Annotated in this window: 11 protein-coding genes; 6 read left to right on the top strand and 5 right to left on the bottom strand. The window is 70.9% G+C overall.

All coding sequences use genetic code 11. The annotated features are described in order from the left end of the window. From J8M50_RS33145 to J8M50_RS33130, 4 genes are all read right to left on the bottom strand, one after another. The gene (locus J8M50_RS33145) at nucleotides 1-1,770 is read right to left on the bottom strand and encodes an ABC transporter ATP-binding protein (RefSeq protein WP_010350041.1); all 1,770 of its coding nucleotides are present in this window, start codon (nucleotides 1,768-1,770) and stop codon (nucleotides 1-3) included. Between the two features lie 142 nt (nucleotides 1,771-1,912). Beyond that, a complete protein-coding gene (locus J8M50_RS33140; protein WP_010350042.1) occupies nucleotides 1,913-3,634 on the bottom strand; it encodes an ABC transporter transmembrane domain-containing protein in 1,722 nt (573 codons plus the stop codon). After that, entirely contained in the window at nucleotides 3,631-5,484 is a 1,854-nt protein-coding gene (locus tag J8M50_RS33135) for an ABC transporter ATP-binding protein (protein ID WP_010350043.1), read from the bottom strand. The genes J8M50_RS33140 and J8M50_RS33135 overlap by 4 nt, the downstream gene beginning before the upstream one ends. Next, nucleotides 5,481-7,637, bottom strand: a complete 2,157-nt coding sequence (locus J8M50_RS33130) for an ABC transporter ATP-binding protein (protein WP_010350044.1) — start codon at nucleotides 7,635-7,637, stop codon at nucleotides 5,481-5,483. Before J8M50_RS33130 ends, J8M50_RS33135 begins: the two co-directional genes overlap by 4 nt. Nucleotides 7,638-7,942: 305 nt before the next feature. Between J8M50_RS33130 and J8M50_RS33125 the strand changes: the two genes are divergently transcribed. The 3 genes from J8M50_RS33125 to J8M50_RS33115 all read left to right on the top strand — a co-directional run bounded on the left by J8M50_RS33125 (nucleotide 7,943) and on the right by J8M50_RS33115 (nucleotide 12,681). Then, on the top strand, nucleotides 7,943-9,970 hold the full coding sequence (locus tag J8M50_RS33125; protein ID WP_029183322.1) for a M4 family metallopeptidase: 2,028 nt from the start codon (nucleotides 7,943-7,945) through the stop codon (nucleotides 9,968-9,970). A 455-nt stretch (nucleotides 9,971-10,425) separates the two neighbouring features. Beyond that, nucleotides 10,426-12,093 (top strand): M4 family metallopeptidase, encoded by a 1,668-nt coding sequence (locus J8M50_RS33120; protein WP_010350046.1) that lies wholly within the window; start codon nucleotides 10,426-10,428, stop codon nucleotides 12,091-12,093. A 72-nt stretch (nucleotides 12,094-12,165) separates the two neighbouring features. Further along, on the top strand, nucleotides 12,166-12,681 hold the full coding sequence (locus J8M50_RS33115) for a DUF1990 domain-containing protein (RefSeq protein WP_010350047.1): 516 nt from the start codon (nucleotides 12,166-12,168) through the stop codon (nucleotides 12,679-12,681). Between the two features lies 1 nt (nucleotide 12,682). On the opposite strand, the gene glgP is transcribed toward J8M50_RS33115, so the two are convergent. Next, nucleotides 12,683-15,238, bottom strand: a complete 2,556-nt coding sequence (gene glgP / locus J8M50_RS33110; protein ID WP_010350048.1) for an alpha-glucan family phosphorylase — start codon at nucleotides 15,236-15,238, stop codon at nucleotides 12,683-12,685. A gap of 246 nt (nucleotides 15,239-15,484) precedes the next feature. Here glgP and J8M50_RS33105 point away from each other — a divergent pair, with 246 nt between their 5' ends. The 3 genes from J8M50_RS33105 to treS all read left to right on the top strand — a co-directional run bounded on the left by J8M50_RS33105 (nucleotide 15,485) and on the right by treS (nucleotide 20,711). Beyond that, nucleotides 15,485-16,669, top strand: a complete 1,185-nt coding sequence (locus J8M50_RS33105; protein WP_010350049.1) for a S8 family peptidase — start codon at nucleotides 15,485-15,487, stop codon at nucleotides 16,667-16,669. A 224-nt stretch (nucleotides 16,670-16,893) separates the two neighbouring features. Further along, nucleotides 16,894-19,014 carry an alpha-1,4-glucan--maltose-1-phosphate maltosyltransferase gene (locus J8M50_RS33100; protein WP_029183323.1) on the top strand — a complete coding sequence of 707 codons (2,121 nt, stop codon included), beginning with the start codon at nucleotides 16,894-16,896 and terminating at the stop codon, nucleotides 19,012-19,014. Next, entirely contained in the window at nucleotides 19,011-20,711 is a 1,701-nt protein-coding gene (gene treS / locus J8M50_RS33095) for a maltose alpha-D-glucosyltransferase (RefSeq protein WP_010350051.1), read from the top strand. Before J8M50_RS33100 ends, treS begins: the two co-directional genes overlap by 4 nt.

Below are 20,711 nucleotides of genomic sequence, written 5' to 3'. Positions count from 1 at the left end.
TCACTCCACCCCCACCCGCTCCCCGTGCCACGTCCCCCACAGGTCCGCGTACGCTCCCCCGGCGTTCATCAGTTCCTCGTGTGTGCTCAGTTCCGTCAGGCGGCCCCCCTCCATCACCGCGACGCGGTCCGCGTCGTGGGCCGTGTGGAGGCGGTGCGCGATCGCGATGACCGTGCGGTTCTTGAGGACGGCCGCGAGGGCGCGTTCGGTGTGGCGGGCCGTGGTGGGGTCCAGGAGGGCTGTCGCCTCGTCGAGGATGAGGGTGTGCGGATCGGCCAGCACCACCCGTGCCAGCGCGAGCTGTTGGGCCTGGGAGCCGTCCAACGTACGTGCGCCCGTGCCCAGTTCGGCGTCCAGCCCGCCGGGGAGGTCGCGTACCCACTCCCCCGCCCCCACCGCATGCAGCGCCGCCCACAACTCCTCGTCGCTCGCGCCGGGTTCGGCGATGCGGAGGTTGTCGCGGACCGTGCCGAGGAAGACGTGGTGCTCCTGCGTGACGAGGACGACCTGGCGGCGGAGTTGTTCGGGGCCGAGGCCGGCGACGGGGACGCCGCCGACGGTGACCGTGCCTTCCGTGGGCGCGTCCACGCCCGCGAGCAGGCGGCTGAGCGTCGTCTTGCCCGCGCCGGACGGGCCGACCACGGCGAGCCGTTCGCCGGGGCGGACCGTGAGGTCGACGCCGCGCAGGACCTCGCCGCCCCGCTCGTACGCGAACCGCACGCCGGTCACGTCGATACGGTCGTCCACCGGCGTCGGCGCGTCCTCCTTCGCCGCCCCCGGCGCCTGCGCGATCCCCTCGACGCGGGCGAACGAGGCCCCGCTGGACTGGAGTTGCTCGACCTTGATGATCACCTGGTCGATGGGTTCGAAGAACTGGCGGGTGTAGAGGGTCGCGGTGACGACCGCGCCGACGCTCATCGCCCCGTGCGCGTGCAGGACGCCGCCGAGGACCAGGATCGCCGACAGGGGCAGGGCGTACGACACCTCGACGATCGGGAAGAAGACGGTGCGCAGGTAGAGGGTGTGGAAGCGGGTGCGCTTGGACTCGTGAAGTGCCGTACGGCTGGCCGCCGTTCGTCGTTCGCCGAGGCGGAACGCCTCAACCGTGCGGGCGCCGCCGGCGGTCTCGGCGAGGATCTCGGAGACCTCGGAGGTGGCCGCGCCCTCGGCGAGGTAGGCGGTGCGGGCGCGCCGCAGGTACCAGCGCACGCCGGCCCAGATCGGCGCGAGCCCGAGCGCGGCGACGAGGCCGAGGAGCGGGTCGACGAAGAAGACGGCGGCCAGCAGGAACAGGGCCTGCGCGCTGCCGACCATGATCTCGGGCCAGGCGTCGCGCAGGGTCGTCCCGACGCTCGCCACGTCGGCGGTGCCGCGCGTGGTGAGGTCGCCGGTCCCGGCGCGTTCGACGACGGACGCGGGCAGCGCGAGCGCCCGGTCCACGAACTCCTCGCGCACGCGGGCGAGCGTCCGCTCCCCGAACCGGTGCGCGACGTACCGCCCCCAGCGCGCGAGCAGCAGTTGGGCGACGGCGGCGACGAGGATCCCGAACGCGAGCCGGTCCACCGTCTCGACCCCGGCCCCGTCGCGCACCTCGTCGATGATCCGCCCGAGCAGCCAGGGCCCGACGAGCCCCACGAGGGCGGCGAGCACATTGACGCCGACGACGATCCCGAGCGCACGGCGATCGGCACGCACCAACCGCCCGACGGCGCGCCGGACTTCACGGGCCCCGGCAATGGGCAACCGCCCGGAGTTCTCGCCGCCGCTCACAGAACCGCTCCTCTCACCGAACCGACCCGAACCGCCCGGCCGACGCGAACCACCGGAGCGACCCGGGCCACCAGGCCGACCCGACCGCCCAACTCCCGATCCCCCACGCCCCGTTCCAGCCCCCGCCAACACTCCCCCGCCATCACCGGACCACCTCTCCCGCGTACTCCGCCCCCGCGTCCCGAGCCACCAACTCCCGGTACCCCGCCTCCCCTTCGAGCAGCTCCCGATGCGTCCCCACCCCGACCACCCGCCCCTCCACCACGTACTGCACCCGGTCCACCCGGTCCAGCAGCAACGGCGACGTGGAGGTCACCACCGTCGTCCTCCCCGCCCTCCCCTCCCGCAGCCGCGCGGCGATCGCCGCCTCCGTGTGGGCGTCGAGTGCCGATGTCGGTTCGACGGCGAGCAGCACCTCGGGGTCGGCGAGCAACGCCCGTACGAGGCGCACGCGTTGGCGCTGGCCCCCGGAGAGGTTGCGCCCCCGCGCGGAGACGGCGGAGTCGAGCCCGTCCGGCAGCCCGCGCACGATGTCCTCGGACGCGGCACCCCACACGGCCCGCGTGATCTCCTCGACGTCACGCGCCTCCCGCCCCGACACCATCTCGCGCAGTGTCTCGGCGAAGAGGTCGGCCTCGTTGTCGGCGACGAGGATCCGCGCCCGCACGGACGCCAACGGCACGGAGTCCAGCCGGACTTCGCCCCACATGACGTCGGACGGCAGATACCGCCCGAGCCGGTCGACGATCACGGCGCCGTCGGCGGGCCGCGCGCAGACGACGGCGGTCGACTCGCCGGGCCGGACCCGCACGCCGGACACGGGGTCGTACAACTCGGCGGCGCCGAGGGGCGCTTCGGCGGACGGCACGTCCGGATCGGGTTCCTGCTCCAGCAGCCGTACGACCCGCCGCGCCGCGACGACCCCCCGGCTCAGCTGGTACCCCAGCTCGACGAGGAAGGACACGGGCACGACGAGGACGGCCACGAACCCGTACACGGACACGAGTTGGCCGACCGTGATCTCCCCCTGCGCGGCGAGGCGCGCGGCGAGCCAGGTCACCACGGACAGGAACAGCGTCGGCAGCCCGACCCCGAGCGCCTGGATCCAGCTCGTCACCGCGCCGACCCGGTACCCCTGTTCGCGCAGGCGCGTGGAGTCCCGCCGGAACCCGTCCGCGAACAGCCCTTTGCCGCCGAGGCCGTTGAGGACGCGCAGCCCGCCCGCGAGGTCCCCGATGCGCGCGGTCAGCAGCCGCTGGCGTTCGCGGTACTCGGTCTCCGCGCCCTGGAGCCGGGCCATCAACGGCCCGACGAGCAGGGCGAGTACGGGCATGCCGGTGAGGACGACGACGGCGAGCAGCGGCGAGACGTCCAGCAGGAGGGCCGCGACGACGACGTACATGACGATCGCCCCGATCCCCGGCCCGATAGGGGTCAGGGCGAACGCGATGGTCTGGACGTCGCCCACCCCGATGGTGACGACCTCTCCCGCGCCCGTCCGCCGGGGCAGCGCGGCGCCGAGCCGTACGGCCTGGCGCACCACGACCTTCACCGTGCGGTAGTTGGCATCCATCCGCAGCCGCGTCATCGTGCGGTGCCGCATGATGCTGAGCCACGCGTTGAACGCGCCGACGACGAAGAGCGCGGTGCTCCACCAGACGAGCGCGCCCAGGTCGCCGGGTTCGAGTCCCTCGTCCACGGCCTTGGAGATCATCCAGGGAGTCGCCGCGAGGAGGACCATCCACACGGACGCCAGCGCCGCCCCGGCGAGGGCGCGTCCGAGCTGGCATCGGGTCAGCCACCACAGGTACCCGGCGCCGCCCTTGCAGTCCGGCGTCCCCGGATCGGCGTACGCGTCGATCACAGGCCCTCCCCCGTGCCGGCCACCAGGCTGTCGCGCCAGGCGCGGTGCAGGCCCGCGAACTGGCCTGTCCCGGCGATCAGTTCGGCCGGGGGGCCGTCCTCGACGATCCTGCCCCGCTCCATGACGAGCACCCGGTCGGCGATCTCGACGGTGGACAGCCGGTGCGCGATGACGACGGCGGTACGGCCGCGCAGGACCGTCGACATGGCGCGCTGGACGGCCTGTTCGCCGGGGATGTCGAGGGAGCTGGTGGCCTCGTCGAGGATGAGTACGGCCGGGTCGGCGAGCAACGCCCGTGCGAACGCGACGAGTTGGCGCTGGCCGGCGGAGATCCGGCCGCCGCGCTTGCGGACGTCCGTGTCGTAGCCGTCGGGCAGGGCGCTGATGAACTCGTGGGCGCCGATGGCCTTCGCGGCGCGCTCGATCTCCTCGCGGGTGGCGTCGGGACGGCCGATCGCGATGTTCTCGGCGACGGTGCCGGAGAACAGGAACGCCTCCTGGGTCACCATGACGACGCCGCGCCGCAGTTCGGGTACGGGGAGGTCGCGCAGGTCGACGCCGTCGAGGGTGACGCGGCCTGCGGACGGGTCGTAGAAGCGGGCGAGGAGTTTCGCGAGCGTCGACTTGCCCGCGCCGGTCGAGCCGACGACCGCAACGGTCTGGCCGGCCGGGAGGGTCAGGTCGAAGCGGGGCAGGATCTCGCCGCCGGTGCGGTAGCCGAAGGAGACGCCGTCGAACTCGACCGTGCGGCCCGGGATCTCGCCCTGCCGTACGGGCAGTTCGCGGGGGTCCGCCGGTTCCGGGACGGACGGGGTCTGGGCGAGGAGTCCGGCGATCTTCTCCAGGGAGGCGGCGGCGGACTGGTACGAGTTGAGGAACATGCCGAGCCGGTCGATCGGGTCGTACAGGCGGCGCAGGTACAGGACCGCCGCCGCGAGCACGCCGAGTTCGAGCGAGCCGTCCGAGACGCGGTACGCGCCCCACAGGACGATCACCGCGACGGCCGTGTTCGCGATCAGGCGGGAGCCGGTGACGTACCGCGCCATCTCCAGCAGGGCGTCGCCGTTGGAGCGTTCGTGCGCGCGGTTCAGGGCCGCGAACTCGGCGTCGTTCACGGCCTCCCTGCGGAACGCGCGGACCGGGCGGATGCCGTTCATCGTCTCGACGAACTTGACGATCACCGAGGCGATGGCCGTCGACCGCCTGCCGTACACGCGGCCCACCCGGCGGCGGTACATCCGGATCATCAGGTACAGCGGGCCGAACGAGGCGACGGCGACCGCGCCGAGGCCGAGGTCCAGCCAGAGCAGCATCGCCGAGATGTAGACGAACGACAGGATGACGGTGACGAGTTCCTGGAGGCCCTCGCTGAGGAGTTCCCGCAGCGACTCGACGTCCGTCGTGGACCGGGAGATCAGGCGGCCCGACGTGTACCGCTCGTGGAAGTCGACGCTCAGCGCCTGCGCGTGGCGGAAGATCCTGCCGCGCAGGTCCAGCAGGACGTCCTGGTTGACGCGGGCGGAGGCGTTGATGAACGCGTACTGGAGGACGCCGGAGAGCAGGGCGCCGCCCAGGTACCCGGCCCCGGCCGCGATCAACGGCCCGTTGTCGCCGTTCCGGTACGCGGGTACGGCGGTGTCGATCGCGTACGCGACGAGCAGGGGGCCGATCTGTACGGCGGCCTGCTGGACGAGGAGGAGCAGCGCGGTGAGGCTCGCGCGGACCTTCATGGGCGCGAGCAGCGACCGCAGCAGGATGCCGGTGGCACCGGGCGGGGTGGGGAGGTCGTCCTGGTCGAAGGGGTCGGGCGCGGGGGCCGTGGGCGCCGGGGTCGTCGTGGGGGCGGTCATCGGCGGACGTCCTCCTGGTCCAGGGGGGATTCATCGGAGAGTGAGGGGTGCTCGGCGCCTGCCATCAAGTGCGCGTACTCCGCATTCGTCCGCAACAGCTCCTGATGCGTGCCCACCGCCTTGATCCGTCCCTCCGAGAGCAGCGCCACCCGGTCCGCGAGCAGGACCGTCGACGGGCGGTGGGCGACGATCAGTGCGGTCGTGTCCGCGAGGACGTGGCGGAGTGCCGCTTCCACCGCCGCCTCCGTGTGGACGTCCAGCGCGGACAGCGGGTCGTCGAGGACGAGGAACGGTGGCCGTCCGACGACCGCGCGTGCGAGCGCGAGGCGCTGGCGCTGGCCCCCGGAGAGGCTGAGCCCCTGCTCGCCGACCTGTGTGTCGACGCCGCCGGGAAGGTCGTACACGAAGCCGGCCTGGGCGACGTCCAGCGCCCGCGCGAGGTCGCCGTCGGCTCCGCCCATCAGTACGTTCTCCCCGACGCTGGCCGAGAACAGCGTCGGCTCCTCGAAGGCGACGGCGACCCGGGACCGCAGCTCCTCCCGGGTCATCCCCTCGATGTCGTCCCCGTCGAGGGTGATCCGCCCACCGGTGGCGTCGTACATGCGCGGCACGAGCGCGGTGAGCGTCGTCTTCCCACTCCCGGTCGCCCCGACGAGCGCGAGGGACTCACCGGGCCGGATGTGCAGGTCGATCCGCGCGAGGACGGGCGGCGAGTCGGGATCGGCGTCGGGATACCGAAAGGAGACCCCATCGAACCGCAAACCACCATCGACGACCGCCGCGTCCGCACGAGCCGCCCTCGCGGAATCGCCCCCGGCCACGACCGGCAGCCGCGCCGGAACTCCGCCCGGCTGCCGGACCCCGCCGACGGAAGCCACCGGGTCGCCGTCAGCGGCTCCCCGAACCCCACCGCCGAGAGCCGCCGCGTCCTTCCCGAAGCCGAAGCCGACGCCCACGCCTTCGGCCCCAGCTCCCACCGCGTCCCGCCCGACGTCACCGGCCCCGCCGCCCGGAGCGGCCCTGTCCTCCACCGGCACCGCCCCACCGGCCGCACCCCCGCCGCCAGCACCTCCGGCCGCCGCCACAGCACCATTCACCCCGCCCCCGCGCACCGCACCCTTCACGAAACCGCCGACCCCACCCCCGCCGGAAACCCCCTCCGCCTCCTCATCCATCACCTCGAAATACCGAGCCGTAGCAGTAGCCGCCTCCTGGCTCATCGCCAGCAGGAACCCGATCGACTCCACCGGCCACCGCAACGCCAGCGCCGTCGACAGGAACGCCACCAGCGTCCCCGCCGACAAGCCCCCGTCGGCCACCTGCACCACCCCCACCACCAGCGCCACCCCGATGGCGACCTCCGGCAGCGTCACGATGACCCCCCAGATCGCCGCCAGCAGCCGCCCCTTGCGCAGCTCGGTGCCTCGCAGGGTCCCCGCCAGTTCGCGGAACACCCGGGCCTGGCTGCGGTGGCGGCCGAACCCCTTGATGATCCGGACCCCGAGGACGCTCTCCTCGACGACGGTCGTCAGGTCGCCGACCTGGTCCTGGGCGAGGCGGGCCACGCGCGCGTACCGGGACTCGAAGACGACGCAGACCAGGACGACGGGGATCGCGGGCCCGAGGATGACGAGCCCGAGGGTCCAGTCCTGGAGGAGCATGATGACGACGCCGACGAGGATGGTGACGGCGTTGACGAAGAGGAAGGTCAGGGGGAACGCGAGGAACATGCGCAGGAGCATGAGGTCGGTGGTCGCGCGGGAGAGGAGCTGGCCGGAGGCCCACCGGTCGTGGAAGGAGACGGGCAGCCGCTGGAGGTGCCGGTAGAGGTCGGCCCGCATCGATGCCTCGACGTGGGACAGGGGCCGCGCGACGAGCCACCGCCGCAGCCCGAAGAGCAGCGCCTCGGCGAACCCGAGGAGGAGCAGCCAGAGCGCCCCGAGCCAGACGCCCCGCGTGTCGCGGGAGGCGATGGGCCCGTCGACCATCCACTTCAGGACGAGGGGGATGACGAGCCCGACGCAGGAGGCCAGCACGGCGACGAACGCGGCGCTGAACAGCCGCGCCCGCGCGGGCCGTACGTACGGCCACAGCCGCAGCAGCGTTCGTACGGCCGGCTGTTCCGGGGGCCGTTTCTCCGAGGCAGGCTTCACTGACGTCACGCTCGCGAGCCTACGGACCGGCACTGACAACGCCCACTGAGTTTCGGCCGGTACCCGCTCGTCCGATGGTCCTACTACCTGCGGTTTCTCCACGGCCCCAGCTGGAGCCCCGGCCCCCCGGACCCCCCGCGTACAGAGATCCCCAAGCGTCGGTCAACAAAGGGTTTCCGGCCAACTTGTTGAGGTGCTCCTGACACAACCCCCACTCTCCTGCCACCCTTCCCACAACCGCTGCACAGCAACCCCACAGCACCACCACACCAGTTGACCGACGGTCTCCCCGAAGGAGTTCAGTGGTGAGCAGCAGTACCACCCCCAGACGCACCTCCCCCTATCGCAGAACAGCCGCCGCGGCCCTGTTGGGCGTGGCGGCTCTTGTCGCGACGGCGATCCAGTCCGGCGCGGCGACGGCGGCCCCCGAGTCGTCGGCGACGAAGACCGAGTCGATCCGCCTGACCCCCTCGCAGCGCGCGGAGTTGCTGCGCGACGCGGACGCGAGCAAGACGGCGACGGCGAAGAGCCTGGGCCTGGGCGCCCAGGAGGCGCTGATCGCGCGGGACGTCGTGAAGGACGCCGACGGCACGACGCACACCCGCTACGAGCGCACGTACGCCGGTCTGCCGGTGCTCGGCGGCGACCTGGTCGTGAAGGAGAACGCGGCCGGTGTCACGCAGGGCGTCGTCAAGGCGACGAACGCGGCCGTGAAGGTCGCCTCCCTCACCCCGAAGATCGCGGCGAACGCGGCCGAGAAGCAGGCCCTGTCGCGCGCGACGGCGGAAGGCGCCGAGAAGGCGGACACCAACCGGGCGCCCCGCAAGGTGGTCTGGGCGGCGAACGGCACCCCGACGCTCGCGTACGAAACGGTCGTCGGCGGCCTCCAGCACGACGGCACGCCGAACGAGCTGCACGTGATCACGGACGCGAACACGGGCCAGAAGCTGTACGAGTACCAGGCCGTCGAGAACGGCATCGGCAACACGATGTACAGCGGTTCGGTGACGCTGGGGACGACACAGTCGGGGTCGACGTACAACCTGACCGACGCCGCGCGCGGCAACCACAAGACGTACAACCTGAACCGGGGTTCGTCGGGCACCGGGACGCTGTTCTCCGGTCCGGACGACACGTGGGGCAACGGGCTGCCGGCCAACGCGGAGACCGCGGGCGCCGACGCGCACTACGGGGCGGCGGTGACGTGGGACTACTACAAGAACGTCCACGGCCGCAACGGCATCAAGGGTGACGGCGTCGGGGCGTACTCGCGGGTGCACTACGGCAACGCGTACGTCAACGCGTTCTGGCAGGACTCCTGCTTCTGCATGACGTACGGCGACGGCGCGGGCAACAACAAGCCGCTGACGTCGCTGGACGTGGCCGGGCACGAGATGTCGCACGGCGTGACGGCCAACACCGCGCGCCTGGTGTACAGCGGGGAGTCGGGCGGCCTGAACGAGGCAACCTCCGACATCTTCGGGACGTCGGTGGAGTTCTACGCCAACAGCGCCTCGGACGTGGGCGATTACCTCATCGGCGAGAAGATCGACATCAACGGCAACGGCACGCCGCTGCGTTACATGGACAAGCCGAGCAAGGACGGCTCGTCCAGGGACAGTTGGTACTCCGGTCTCGGCGGTCTCGACGTGCACTACTCGTCGGGTCCCGCGAACCACTTCTTCTACCTGCTGAGCGAGGGCAGCGGCACCAAGACGATCAACGGTGTCACCTACAACTCGGCCACCTCGGACGGGCTTCCGGTGACCGGCATCGGCCGGGACAAGGCGGAGAAGATCTGGTTCCGGGCGCTGGCCACGAAGTTCACGACGAACACCAACTACGCGGGCGCGCGCACGGGCACGCTGGCGGCGGCCGGTGAGCTGTACGGCACGACGTCGGCCGAGTACCGCGCCGTACAGGACGCGTGGGCGGCGATCGCGGTCGGCGCGCGCTCGACGGGCGGCGGCGGTGGCGGGACCGGCACCTCGTACGAGAACGGCACCGTCGTGGCGATCCCGGACAACGGGGCGGCGGTCAACTCGTCGATCGCGGTGACCGGGCGGACCGGCAACGCGCCGTCCAACCTGTCGGTGTCGGTGGACATCACGCACACCTTCCGGGGCGACCTGGCGATCAACCTGGTGGGGCCGAGCGGGACGACGTACCTGCTGAAGGCGTTCAGCTCGTCGGACTCGGCGGACAACGTGGTGGCGACGTACACGGTCAACGCGTCCACCGAAACGGCCAACGGGACCTGGCAGTTGCGCGTCCAGGACCAGGCGGCGCGGGACACCGGGCAGATCAACAGCTGGAAGGTCACCTTCCCGTAAGCCGGTGATGCTCTGAACGTCGGGCGCCGTTCCCTCGGGGGCGGCGCCCGATCGTTTCCGGTCATCACTTCCGGGCCCGCGGGAACCGACCGCGCATCCCCCGCGTCGAAGCGCCGCTCCACCGGCCGGAATCCGACCTTCCGGCATTCTGCGCACGTAAGGGCAGCGTAAGGGCCGTCCTAGAGCCCCTCATGCAGGGCGGACCAACTCCCTTACCAGGCAACTTCTTTGCCAGTCCCTTACTGGTATCCAGTGGCCCCTTTACCGAAGTTGATCCGGTTTACATTCCAGAAACGTTTACCGGACAGGCGGTTTTCGGCCAACATCGATTCAGGGTCCTGACATGTACGCGCCCTCGATGTCACTCTTCCCCCACCCGCCGCACAACTTCACGACAACTCCGGCCGGCACTCCCCATCGCCGGACCACCCGGACTCCCCCACGAAGGAGCTTGTGTGACCCCCGTCTACACGCGTCACAAGCGCACCACGCTGGCCATCGCGACCGCGGTTGCCGCCGGAGCGCTGCTGACCACCGGGCTGACCACGGCCAACGCGACCGACACCAAGGTCGACGCCAACAAGGCCGCCCGGACCCTCGCCGCCGCCCCGCTGTCCCTGTCCGCGCCCGACCGGGCCGCGCTGATCAAGGACCGGCAGGCCGACGCGAGCGAGACCGCGCAGCAGATAGGTCTCGGCACCAAGGAGGCGCTCGTCGTCCGCGACGTCGTCAAGGACGTCGACGGCACGACGCACACCCGCTACGAGCGCACCTACGCGGGCCTGCCGGTCCTCGGCGGCGACCTCGTCGTCCACGCGACCCCGTCGGGCGCCGAGAAGGGCGTCACCAAGGCGACCTCGGCCACCATCAAGGTCGCCTCGCTGACCGCGAAGGTCGCCCCGACCACCGCCGAGAAGCAGGCCCTCGGCCTCGCCAAGGCGGCCGGTTCCGCCGAGACCACCGCGGACAACGCGCCCCGCAAGGTGATCTGGGCCGGCAACGGCTCCACCCCGACCCTCGCCTTCGAGACCGTCGTCGGCGGCCTCCAGGACGACGGCACCCCCAACGAGCTGCACGTCATCACCGACGCGGCCACGGGCAAGAAGCTGTACGAGTGGCAGGGCATCGAGACGGGCACCGGCAAGAGCCTGTACTCCGGCACCGTCACGCTGGGCACCACCAAGTCGGGTACGACGTACAACCTGACCGACGGCACCCGCGGCGGCCACAAGACGTACAACAAGGCCCGCGCGACGTCCTCCTCGGCCGGCACGCTGTTCACCGACGCGGACGACACGTGGGGCACCGGCACCGCGTCCAGCTCCTCCACGGACCAGACGGCCGCCGTCGACGCCGCCTACGGCGCGCAGGTCACCTGGGACTTCTACAAGAACACGTTCGGCCGCAGCGGCATCAAGAACGACGGCGTCGCCGCGTACTCCCGCGTCCACTACGGCAACGCGTACGTCAACGCGTTCTGGGACGACTCCTGCTTCTGCATGACGTACGGCGACGGCTCGGGCAACACCGACCCGCTGACCTCGCTCGACGTCGCCGGGCACGAGATGACGCACGGTGTCACCTCCAACACCGCGGGCCTCAACTACTCCGGCGAGTCCGGCGGGTTGAACGAGGCGACCTCGGACATCTTCGGCACCGCCGTCGAGTTCTACGCCAACAACGCCTCTGACCCCGGTGACTACCTCATCGGCGAGAAGATCGACATCAACGGCGACGGCACCCCGCTGCGCTACCAGGACAAGCCCAGCAAGGACGGCTCGTCCAAGGACAGCTGGTCCTCGACCCTCGGCAACCTGGACGTGCACTACTCGTCCGGCCCGGCGAACCACTTCTTCTACCTGCTGTCCGAGGGCAGCGGCGCGAAGACCATCAACGGGGTGTCCTACAACTCCCCGACGTCCAACGGCTCCACGATCACCGGCATCGGCCGCGCCAAGGCCGTCCAGATCTGGTACAAGGCGCTGACCTCGTACATGACCTCGACGACCAACTACAAGGGCGCCCGCACCGCGACCCTGAGCGCGGCGTCGGCCCTGTACGGCTCGACCTCCACCGAGTACGCGACGGTCGCCGCCGCGTGGTCGGCCGTGAACGTCAGCTAGTGGTCACGGACAGGTGAACAGGGCGGCACCCGGGACGAAGGCATCCCCGGGTGCCGCTCTACTCTTGCGCCCATGTCCGAACGGCCTTTCTCGTACGACCACGTGGGCGCGACCCGCGATCCCCACTTCTGCCCTCCCGGCTTCCACCATCTGCGGGAGCGCACGCGGCTCGGCGAGGGCGAGGCGGTGTTCCGGCGGGCCTCCGAGGCGGTGCTCACCTGGGAGATGCACCGCGCGATGGGCGTCGGCGTCAACGCCTCCGCCGAACGCGCCGCGCTCGACGTGGACGTCACCGTCACCCTCGCCGGGGTCATCAAGGCGCCCTGCCGGATCGTGTGGACCGTGGAGGAACCCCGGCGCGCGGGCTGGGCGTACGGCACGCTCACCGGCCATCCCGAGTGCGGCGAGGAGTCGTTCCTCGTGGACCGCACGGGGGACGGGACGGTGTGGCTGACGGTGACGGCGTTCAGCAGGGCGGCGAAGTGGTACGCGAAGGCGGGGGGTCCGGCGGTTCGGGGGCTTCAGCTGGCGTACGCACGCAGGTGCGGGAAGGTACTGAAGGCGATGTGCGCGCCGGTGTCCGAATAACTCACCTCATCAACACCCCGCCCCCTTCCACCAGTTCCTCCGCCGGCACCGCCACCAGCCCCAACTCCGCGTCCGACGCCAGCAGTCGGTGCGACGGCAGGACGCGGACCGTGTATCCGAACGGTCCCGTCCGGTCCAGCGCGAGCGGTCCCTCGTACGTCCAACCCCCTTCGTCGTCGGGCCCGTTGACGGGCTTGAGGGCGACGGGGGTGGCGTCCGTGATGCGGTCGTCCGGGTCGACGCGGCCGGAGAGGGCCTGCACCTGGACGTCCTCGGGGCCGAGTTCGCCGAGCCGGACGCGGACGCGCAGCGCGAGGGTGGAGCCGAGTTCGGGGGTGGAGGTCGTGGTGGACGTCTCGACGTGGCCGACGGCGACCCGGTGCCAGCCCGCGCGCAACCGGCCTTTCCAGTCGGCGAGTTCGCGGGATCGGTCGGGGGTCATCGCGCGGTGGGCGAGGGCGGCCGGGGTGTAGAGGCGGTCGACGTACTCGCGGACCATCCGGTCGGCGAGCACTTTCGGGCCGAGCCGGGTCAGGGTCTGGCGGACCATCTCGGTCCAGCGGTCGGGGAGTCCGGCGGGCCCGCGCTCGTAGAAGCGGGGGGCGACGCGCTGCTCCAGGAGGTCGTACAGCGCGGCGGCCTCGATGTCGTCGCGCCGGTCCACGTCCATGGCGTCCCCGTCGGCCGTGGGGATCGACCAGCCGAAGTCGGGCTGGAACCATTCGTCCCACCAGCCGTCCAGCACCGACAAGTTGAGGCAGCCGTTGAGCGCGGCCTTCATCCCGCTGGTCCCGCACGCCTCCAGGGGACGCAGCGGGTTGTTGAGCCAGATGTCGCAGCCGGGGTAGAGCTTGCGGGCCATCGCCATGCCGTAGTCGGGCAGGAACACGATCCGGTGGCGCACCCGGGGATCGTCGGCGAACCGCACCAGCTCCTGGACGAGCCGCTTGCCTCCGTCGTCGGCGGGGTGCGCCTTGCCCGCGACGACGATCTGTAGGGGCCGCTCGGGGTGGAGCAGGAGTTCCATCAGCCGGTCGCGGTCGCGCAGCATCAGCGTGAGGCGTTTGTACGAGGGGACGCGCCGCGCGAACCCGATGGTCAGGACGTCGGGGTCCAACACCCCGTCGATCCAGCCGAGTTCGGCGGTCCCGGCGCCGCGCTGCCGCCAGGACGCGCGCAGCCGCTCCCGTACTTCCGTCACCAGCTGCCCGCGCAACTCCCGGCGCAACGCCCACAGTTCACCGTCCGGCACCCCGGACACGTCCCCGATCCGCAGCATTTCGGGCGCCACCCACGTCGGCGCGTGAACTCCGTTGGTGACGGAGGTGATCGGCACCTCGTCCGCGTCGAACCCGGGCCACAGCCCCGAGAACATCTCGCGGCTCACGCTGCCGTGGAGCAGCGAGACCCCGTTGGCGCGCCCGGCCAACCTGAGCCCCATCACCGCCATGTTGAAGAGGTTGGGCTCCCCGCCGGGGTACGTCTCCATGCCGAGGCTCAGGACGTCCTGTACGTCGATGGCGGGGAGTTCGGCGTCGGTGCCGAAGTGGTGGGCGACCAGCTCCCGGTCGAACCGGTCGATGCCGGCGGGGACCGGCGTGTGGGTGGTGAACACGGTGCCCGCGCGGACGGCTTCGAGCCCCGCCGCGAAGTCCAGCCCCTCGGCGCGGAGTTCGGCGATCCGCTCCAGGCCGAGGAACCCGGCGTGGCCTTCGTTGGTGTGGAACACCTCGGGCGCGGGGTGCCCGGTGATCCGGCAGTAGGCGCGCACGGCACGCACGCCCCCGATGCCGAGCAACATCTCCTGGAGCAGCCGGTGTTCGCTGCCTCCGCCGTACAGCCGGTCGGTGACGCCGCGCTCGCCGAGGTCGTTCTCCTCGACGTCCGAGTCGAGCAGCAGCAGCGGTACGCGGCCGACCTGCGCGACCCAGACGCGGGCGAGCAGGCGGCGTCCGCCGGGGAGGGCGAGGCTGACGTGGGCGGGGGTGCCGTCGGTCTCCTGGAGGGGGGTGAGGGGGAGTTCGTGCGGGTCGAGGACGGGGTAGTGCTCCTGCTGCCAGCCGTCCCGGGACAGGGTCTGCCTGAAGTAGCCGTGCCGGTACAGGAGTCCGACGCCGATGATCGGGACGCCGAGGTCGCTGGCGGTCTTGAGGTGGTCGCCGGCGAGGATGCCGAGCCCGCCGGAGTACTGCGGCAGGGCGGCGGTGATGCCGAACTCGGGCGAGAAGTAGGCGACGGCGGCCGGGAGTTCGCCCGCCTCGCGCTGTTCCTGGTACCAACGCCCGTTGCTCACATAGTCGTCGAGGTCCCCGGCGACGGAGTCGAGCCTTCTGAGGAAACTCCGGTCGTCGGCCAGTTCGGCGAACCGCTCGGCGCCGACGCCGCCGAGGAGGCTGACGGGGTCGCCGGTCGCGGCCCAGCGTTCGGGGTCGACGGACCGGAACAGTTCACGGGTCTCCTCGTGCCACGACCACCTGAGGTTTCTGGCCAACTCGGTCAAGGGGCGCAAGGGTTCGGGGAGTACGGGCCGGACGGTGAACCGACGTATCGCCTTCAATTTCCACCTCGTCGCGCATGCAGAGGGGGGACACACCGCGATGTGCGTCTCGTCGTCCCTTCGACGGTAATGGCTCCCCGCGGTCCCGTCCGAAAAACACCGCAACCCTTTCCTCGTCCGGCTCCGGTCGATATGGCCGATTCCCTCCGTGCAGGCCACCTTGTGACTCCTCCCGGCGCACGAGAGGGTGCCGGGGAGGGGTGCGGCCGGGGCGGCGCCGCGGGCGCCGGGCAGGGAGGGGAACCCATGGGGTGGACACGGGTGGGGAGTTCGGGGCTGGGCGCGGTCGTCCTGGCGCTGCTGCTCTCGACGACCGCGCACGCCGTACCCGAGGGGGTCGTCGTCGGGGCCGGTGGGTCCGGTGCGGTGGAGGGCAGTTATCTGGTCACGCTGAGAGCGGGGACGGCCCCGCAGGAGGGCCGCCGGGTGGCCGCCGGGTACGGCGCGAGGGTGACCCACACGTACGGCACCGTCCTCAACGGCTGTGCCGTGCATGCCGATCCGCGCTCGGCCCGGCGTCTGGCCGCCGATCCCCGGGTGGCGTCGGTCGTCCAGGACACGCGGGTGGACGTCGAGGCGGGTCCGGCTCCGGGTCCGGCTCCGGCGAGTTGGGGGCTCGACCGGGTCGATCAGCCGTCGCTGCCGCTGGACGGCGCGTATCGCGCGCCCGCCTCGCAGGGGGCGGGCGTGACGGTGTACGTCATCGACACCGGGGTCCGGATCACGCACAAGGAGCTTGCGGGGAGGGCCGGTTACGGCTGGGACTTCGTGGGCGGCGACCCGTACGCGGGGGACGGCAACGGGCACGGTACGCATGTCGCGGCGACGGTCGCGGGCTCGACGCTGGGCGTGGCGCGGAAGGCGCGGGTCGTGTCGGTGCGGGTCCTGGACGACTCCGGCGCCGGGACCATCGCGCGGACGATCGCCGGGATCGACTGGGTCACCCGGCACGCGAAGAAGCCCGCGGTCGCCAACCTCAGCCTGGGCGGCCCCGCCAACGCGGCGCTCGACGCCGCCGTACGCACCTCGATCCGGGCCGGGGTGACGTACACGGTCGCGGCGGGGAACGAGGGGCGGCCGGCGGGCGGGTACTCGCCGGGGCGGGTGCGGGAGGCGGTCACGGTCGGGGCGACCGACCGGCAGGACGCGCGGCTGAGCTATTCGAACTACGGTTCGTCCGTGGACCTGTTCGCGCCGGGCGGGTCGATCGTGTCCGCGTCGAACGTGAATGACACCGGGCGTGCGGTGTACTCGGGTACGTCGATGGCGGCGCCGCACGCGGCGGGGGCGGCGGCGCTGTTTCTGGCGGATCACCCGAAAGCCACGCCCGCCCAGGTCGCCGGAGAACTCGTCCGGGACGCCGTGAACGGGAAGGTTTCCGGCCGAGGAGTTGGTTCACCGGACAAACTCCTCCAGATTCCGGCTCCATGACAAAGGAATAGCGCGACGGCCGCCGTTCACCCGAATGGCGGCATACCCGGATACGGGACTACGCGTGAGTAGTTAGCTGCGCGCCGGATTGCTCACCCGAATACTGTGGGAAGGCTCCTGCGGTACTACCCCGCTACATCTCAGGTATCCGACTCGCACCACCCCCGCAGGCCCACCTCCCCACACCCTGCGCCCACCCCTCGTTGACGCGGACAGGAGCGGTCATGCCCGCCACACAACGCCCGTCGGCACCCCCGACACCCCGTCCCGCGCCGGAGCGACCCTCCGGTTCCCGAGCAGGTCCGCAAGCGGCCCCCGACACCAGGACCGGCGCCGAGGCCGGTACCGGTACCGAGGCCGCCCGGACAGTCCCCCCGCCGATCCCGGTGACCCCGGTGACCGGCCGGATACCCGTGCTGGACGTCCGCCCGGTCGTCCAGCGGGGCCTCAGGCCCGCCAAGGCGGTCACCGGCGAGACCTTCGAGGTCTCGGCCACCGTCTTCCGCGAGGGCCACGACGCCGTCGCCGCCAATGTCGTACTCAAGGACTACCGGGGTAACCCCGGTCCCTGGACCCCCATGCGTGAACTCGCCCCCGGCACCGACCGGTGGGGCGCGGACGTCACCCCGGACGCGCCCGGCCTGTGGACGTACGCCGTGGAGGCGTGGAGCGACCCCGTCTCGACCTGGCGCCACCACGCGCGGATCAAGATCCCGGCGGGGATCGACACCGAACTGGTCCTGGAGGAGGGGGCGCGGCTGTACGAGCGGGTCCCCGTCGCGTCCGGCGTCCTCGCCGGCGCCGTATCAGCACTCCGCAACGGTTCCCTGCCCCCCGCCGAACGCCTGCGCGCCGCCCTCACCCCCGAGGTCGACGCGGTGCTCGCCGCCCATCCGCTGCGTGAACTGGTCACCTCCTCCGAGGAGTTGCCGCTGCTGGTGGAGCGGGAACGCGCGCTGTTCGGTTCGTGGTACGAGTTCTTCCCGCGTTCGGAGGGGACGTCGGAAGTACCGCACGGCACGTTCCGCACGGCGGCCCGGCGGCTGCCGGAGATCGCCGCGATGGGCTTCGACGTCGTCTATCTGCCGCCGATCCACCCCATCGGGACGACGTTCCGCAAGGGCCGCAACAACTCCCTCACCCCCACGGCGGACGACGTCGGCGTGCCGTGGGCGATCGGTTCCCCGGAGGGCGGCCACGACGCGGTGCACCCGGCGCTGGGGACACTGGACGACTTCGCGTGGTTCGTAAGTCGGGCCGGTGAGCTGGGACTTGAGGTCGCGCTGGACTTCGCGTTGCAGTGCTCGCCGGACCATCCGTGGGTGCACCAGCACCCGGAGTGGTTCCACCACCGGCCGGACGGGACGATCGCGTACGCGGAGAACCCGCCGAAGAAGTACCAGGACATCTATCCCCTGGCGTTCGACGCGGACATGGAAGGGCTGGTCGCGGAGACGCTGCGGGTGCTGCGGCACTGGATGGCGGTCGGCGTCCGGATCTTCCGCGTCGACAACCCGCACACGAAACCGGTCGTGTTCTGGGAGCGGGTCATCGGCGAGATCGGCCGCACCGATCCGGACGTCGTCTTCCTCGCGGAGGCGTTCACTCGTCCGGCGATGATGCGCACGCTCGGCGAGATCGGCTTCCAGCAGTCGTACACGTACTTCACCTGGCGCACCACGAAGGACGAACTCACCGAGTACCTCACGGAGTTGTCGCGGGAGACGGCCGCCTCGATGCGGCCGAACTTCTTCACGAACACCCCGGACATCCTGCACGAGTACCTCCAGCACGGCGGCCGTCCGGCGTTCGAGGCGCGCGCGGTGCTGGCCGCGACGCTGTCGCCGTCGTGGGGGATCTACAGCGGGTACGAACTGTGCGAGAACACGCCGCTGCGCGCGGGCAGCGAGGAGTACCACGACTCGGAGAAGTACCAACTCCGGGTCAGAGACTGGGAGTCGGCGCCGAGCATCGCGCCGCTGATCACGCGCCTGAACGAGGTGCGCCGGTCCAGTCCCGCGCTGCGCCAGCTCAGGAACCTGCACTTCCATCACGCGGACAAGGACGCGGTGATCGCCTACTCGAAGACGTCCGGGTCGAACACGGTTCTCACGATCGTCAATCTCGACCCCCACCACACCCAGGAGGCCACGGTCTCGTTGGACATGCCGCAACTCGGCCTGGACTGGCACGAGTCGGTGCCGGTGCGCGACGAGCTGACCGGCGAGACCTATGACTGGGGCAGGGCCAACTACGTGCGGCTGGAACCGGGTTCGCGTCCCGCGCACGTGCTGACGGTCCTGCGACCGTCCCACCCGCAGATCGGAGGGTCAGCCACACGATGATGGTCAACGAGCCCGTACAGGACACCTTCGAGGACACCCCGGCCAAGGACCGCGACCCCGAGTGGTTCAAACGCGCCGTGTTCTACGAAGTGCTGGTCCGCTCCTTCCAGGACTCCAACGGCGACGGCGTCGGCGACCTGAAGGGTCTGACGGCCAGACTCGACTACCTCCAGTGGCTGGGGGTCGACTGCCTCTGGCTGCCGCCCTTCTTCAAGTCGCCGCTGAAGGACGGCGGTTACGACGTCTCCGACTACACGTCGGTGCTCCCGGAGTTCGGTGACCTCGCCGACTTCGTGGAGTTCGTGGACTCCGCGCACCAGCGCGGGATGCGCGTCATCATCGACGTCGTCATGAACCACACGAGCGACCAGCACCCGTGGTTCCAGGAGTCCCGCAAGGACCCCGAAGGCCCGTACGGCGACTACTACATGTGGGCCGACGACGACAAGCAGTACGACGAGGCACGGATCATCTTCGTCGACACCGAGGTCTCCAACTGGACCTTCGACCCGGTGCGCAAGCAGTACTTCTTCCACCGGTTCTTCTCCCACCAGCCGGACCTCAACTACGAGAACCCGGCCGTGCAGGACGAGATGATCTCGGCGCTGAAGTTCTGGCTCGACCTCGGCATCGACGGCTTCCGGCTCGACGCCGTGCCGTACCTGTACGCCGCCGAAGGAACGAACTGCGAAAACCTTCCTGCAACCCACGAGTTCCTCAAGCGGGTCCGCAAGGAGATCGACGCGCAGTACCCGGACACGGTCCTGCTCGCCGAGGCCAACCAGTGGCCGGAGGACGTCGTCGACTACTTCGGCGACTACTCCTCCGGCGGCGACGAGTGCCACATGGCGTTCCACTTCCCGGTCATGCCGCGCATCTTCATGGCCGTACGGCGCGAGTCGCGCTACCCCGTCTCCGAGATCCTCTCCAAGACCCCGGCGATCCCGTCGAACTGCCAGTGGGGCATCTTCCTGCGCAACCACGACGAGTTGACGCTGGAGATGGTCACCGACGAGGAACGCGACTACATGTACGCGGAGTACGCGAAAGATCCGCGGATGCGCGCCAACATCGGTATCCGGCGCAGGCTTTCGCCGCTGCTCGACAACGACCGGAACCAAATCGAGCTGTTCACGGCCCTGTTGCTGTCCCTGCCCGGCTCGCCGATCCTCTACTACGGCGACGAGATCGGCATGGGCGACAACATCTGGCTCGGCGACCGGGACGCGGTGCGTACGCCGATGCAGTGGACGCCGGACCGCAACGCCGGTTTCTCGTCCTGCGATCCGGGGCGGCTGTACCTCCCCACGATCATGGACCCGGTCTACGGCTACCAGGTCACCAACGTCGAGGCGTCGATGTCGTCGCCGTCGTCGCTGCTGCACTGGACGCGCCGGATGATCGAGATCCGCAAGCAGAACTCGGCGTTCGGTCTGGGCTCGTTCACCGAACTCCCGTCCAGCAACGCGGCGGTGCTCGCGTTCCTGCGGGAGTACGAGGACGACCTCGTCCTGTGCGTCCACAACTTCTCCCGCTTCGCACAGCCCACCGAGCTGGACCTCAGCCGCTTCAACGGACGCCATCCGGTGGAGCTGTTCGGCGGGGTCCGCTTCCCGGCGGTCGGCGAACTCCCGTACCTGCTCACCCTGGCGGGGCACGGCTTCTACTGGTTCCGGTTGCGGGGGAACCCGGGTTAG

This window comes from Streptomyces acidiscabies (assembly GCF_020010905.1).
Classification (GTDB): Bacteria; Actinomycetota; Actinomycetes; order Streptomycetales; family Streptomycetaceae; genus Streptomyces; species Streptomyces acidiscabies.
The sequence above is the reverse complement of the archived record's forward strand: the minus strand, read 5'-3'. Positions and strand labels throughout refer to the sequence as shown.

What these genes read in the sequence shown, in the direction of transcription:
- J8M50_RS33135 (WP_010350043.1), bottom strand. Translation starts at nt 5,484, where the DNA reads ATGACCGCCCCCACGACGACCCCGGCGCCCACGGCCCCCGCGCCCGAC.
- J8M50_RS33115 (WP_010350047.1), top strand. Translation starts at nt 12,166, where the DNA reads ATGTCCGAACGGCCTTTCTCGTACGACCACGTGGGCGCGACCCGCGAT.
- J8M50_RS33105 (WP_010350049.1), top strand. Translation starts at nt 15,485, where the DNA reads ATGGGGTGGACACGGGTGGGGAGTTCGGGGCTGGGCGCGGTCGTCCTG.
- J8M50_RS33100 (WP_029183323.1), top strand. Translation starts at nt 16,894, where the DNA reads ATGCCCGCCACACAACGCCCGTCGGCACCCCCGACACCCCGTCCCGCG.
- treS (WP_010350051.1), top strand. Translation starts at nt 19,011, where the DNA reads ATGATGGTCAACGAGCCCGTACAGGACACCTTCGAGGACACCCCGGCC.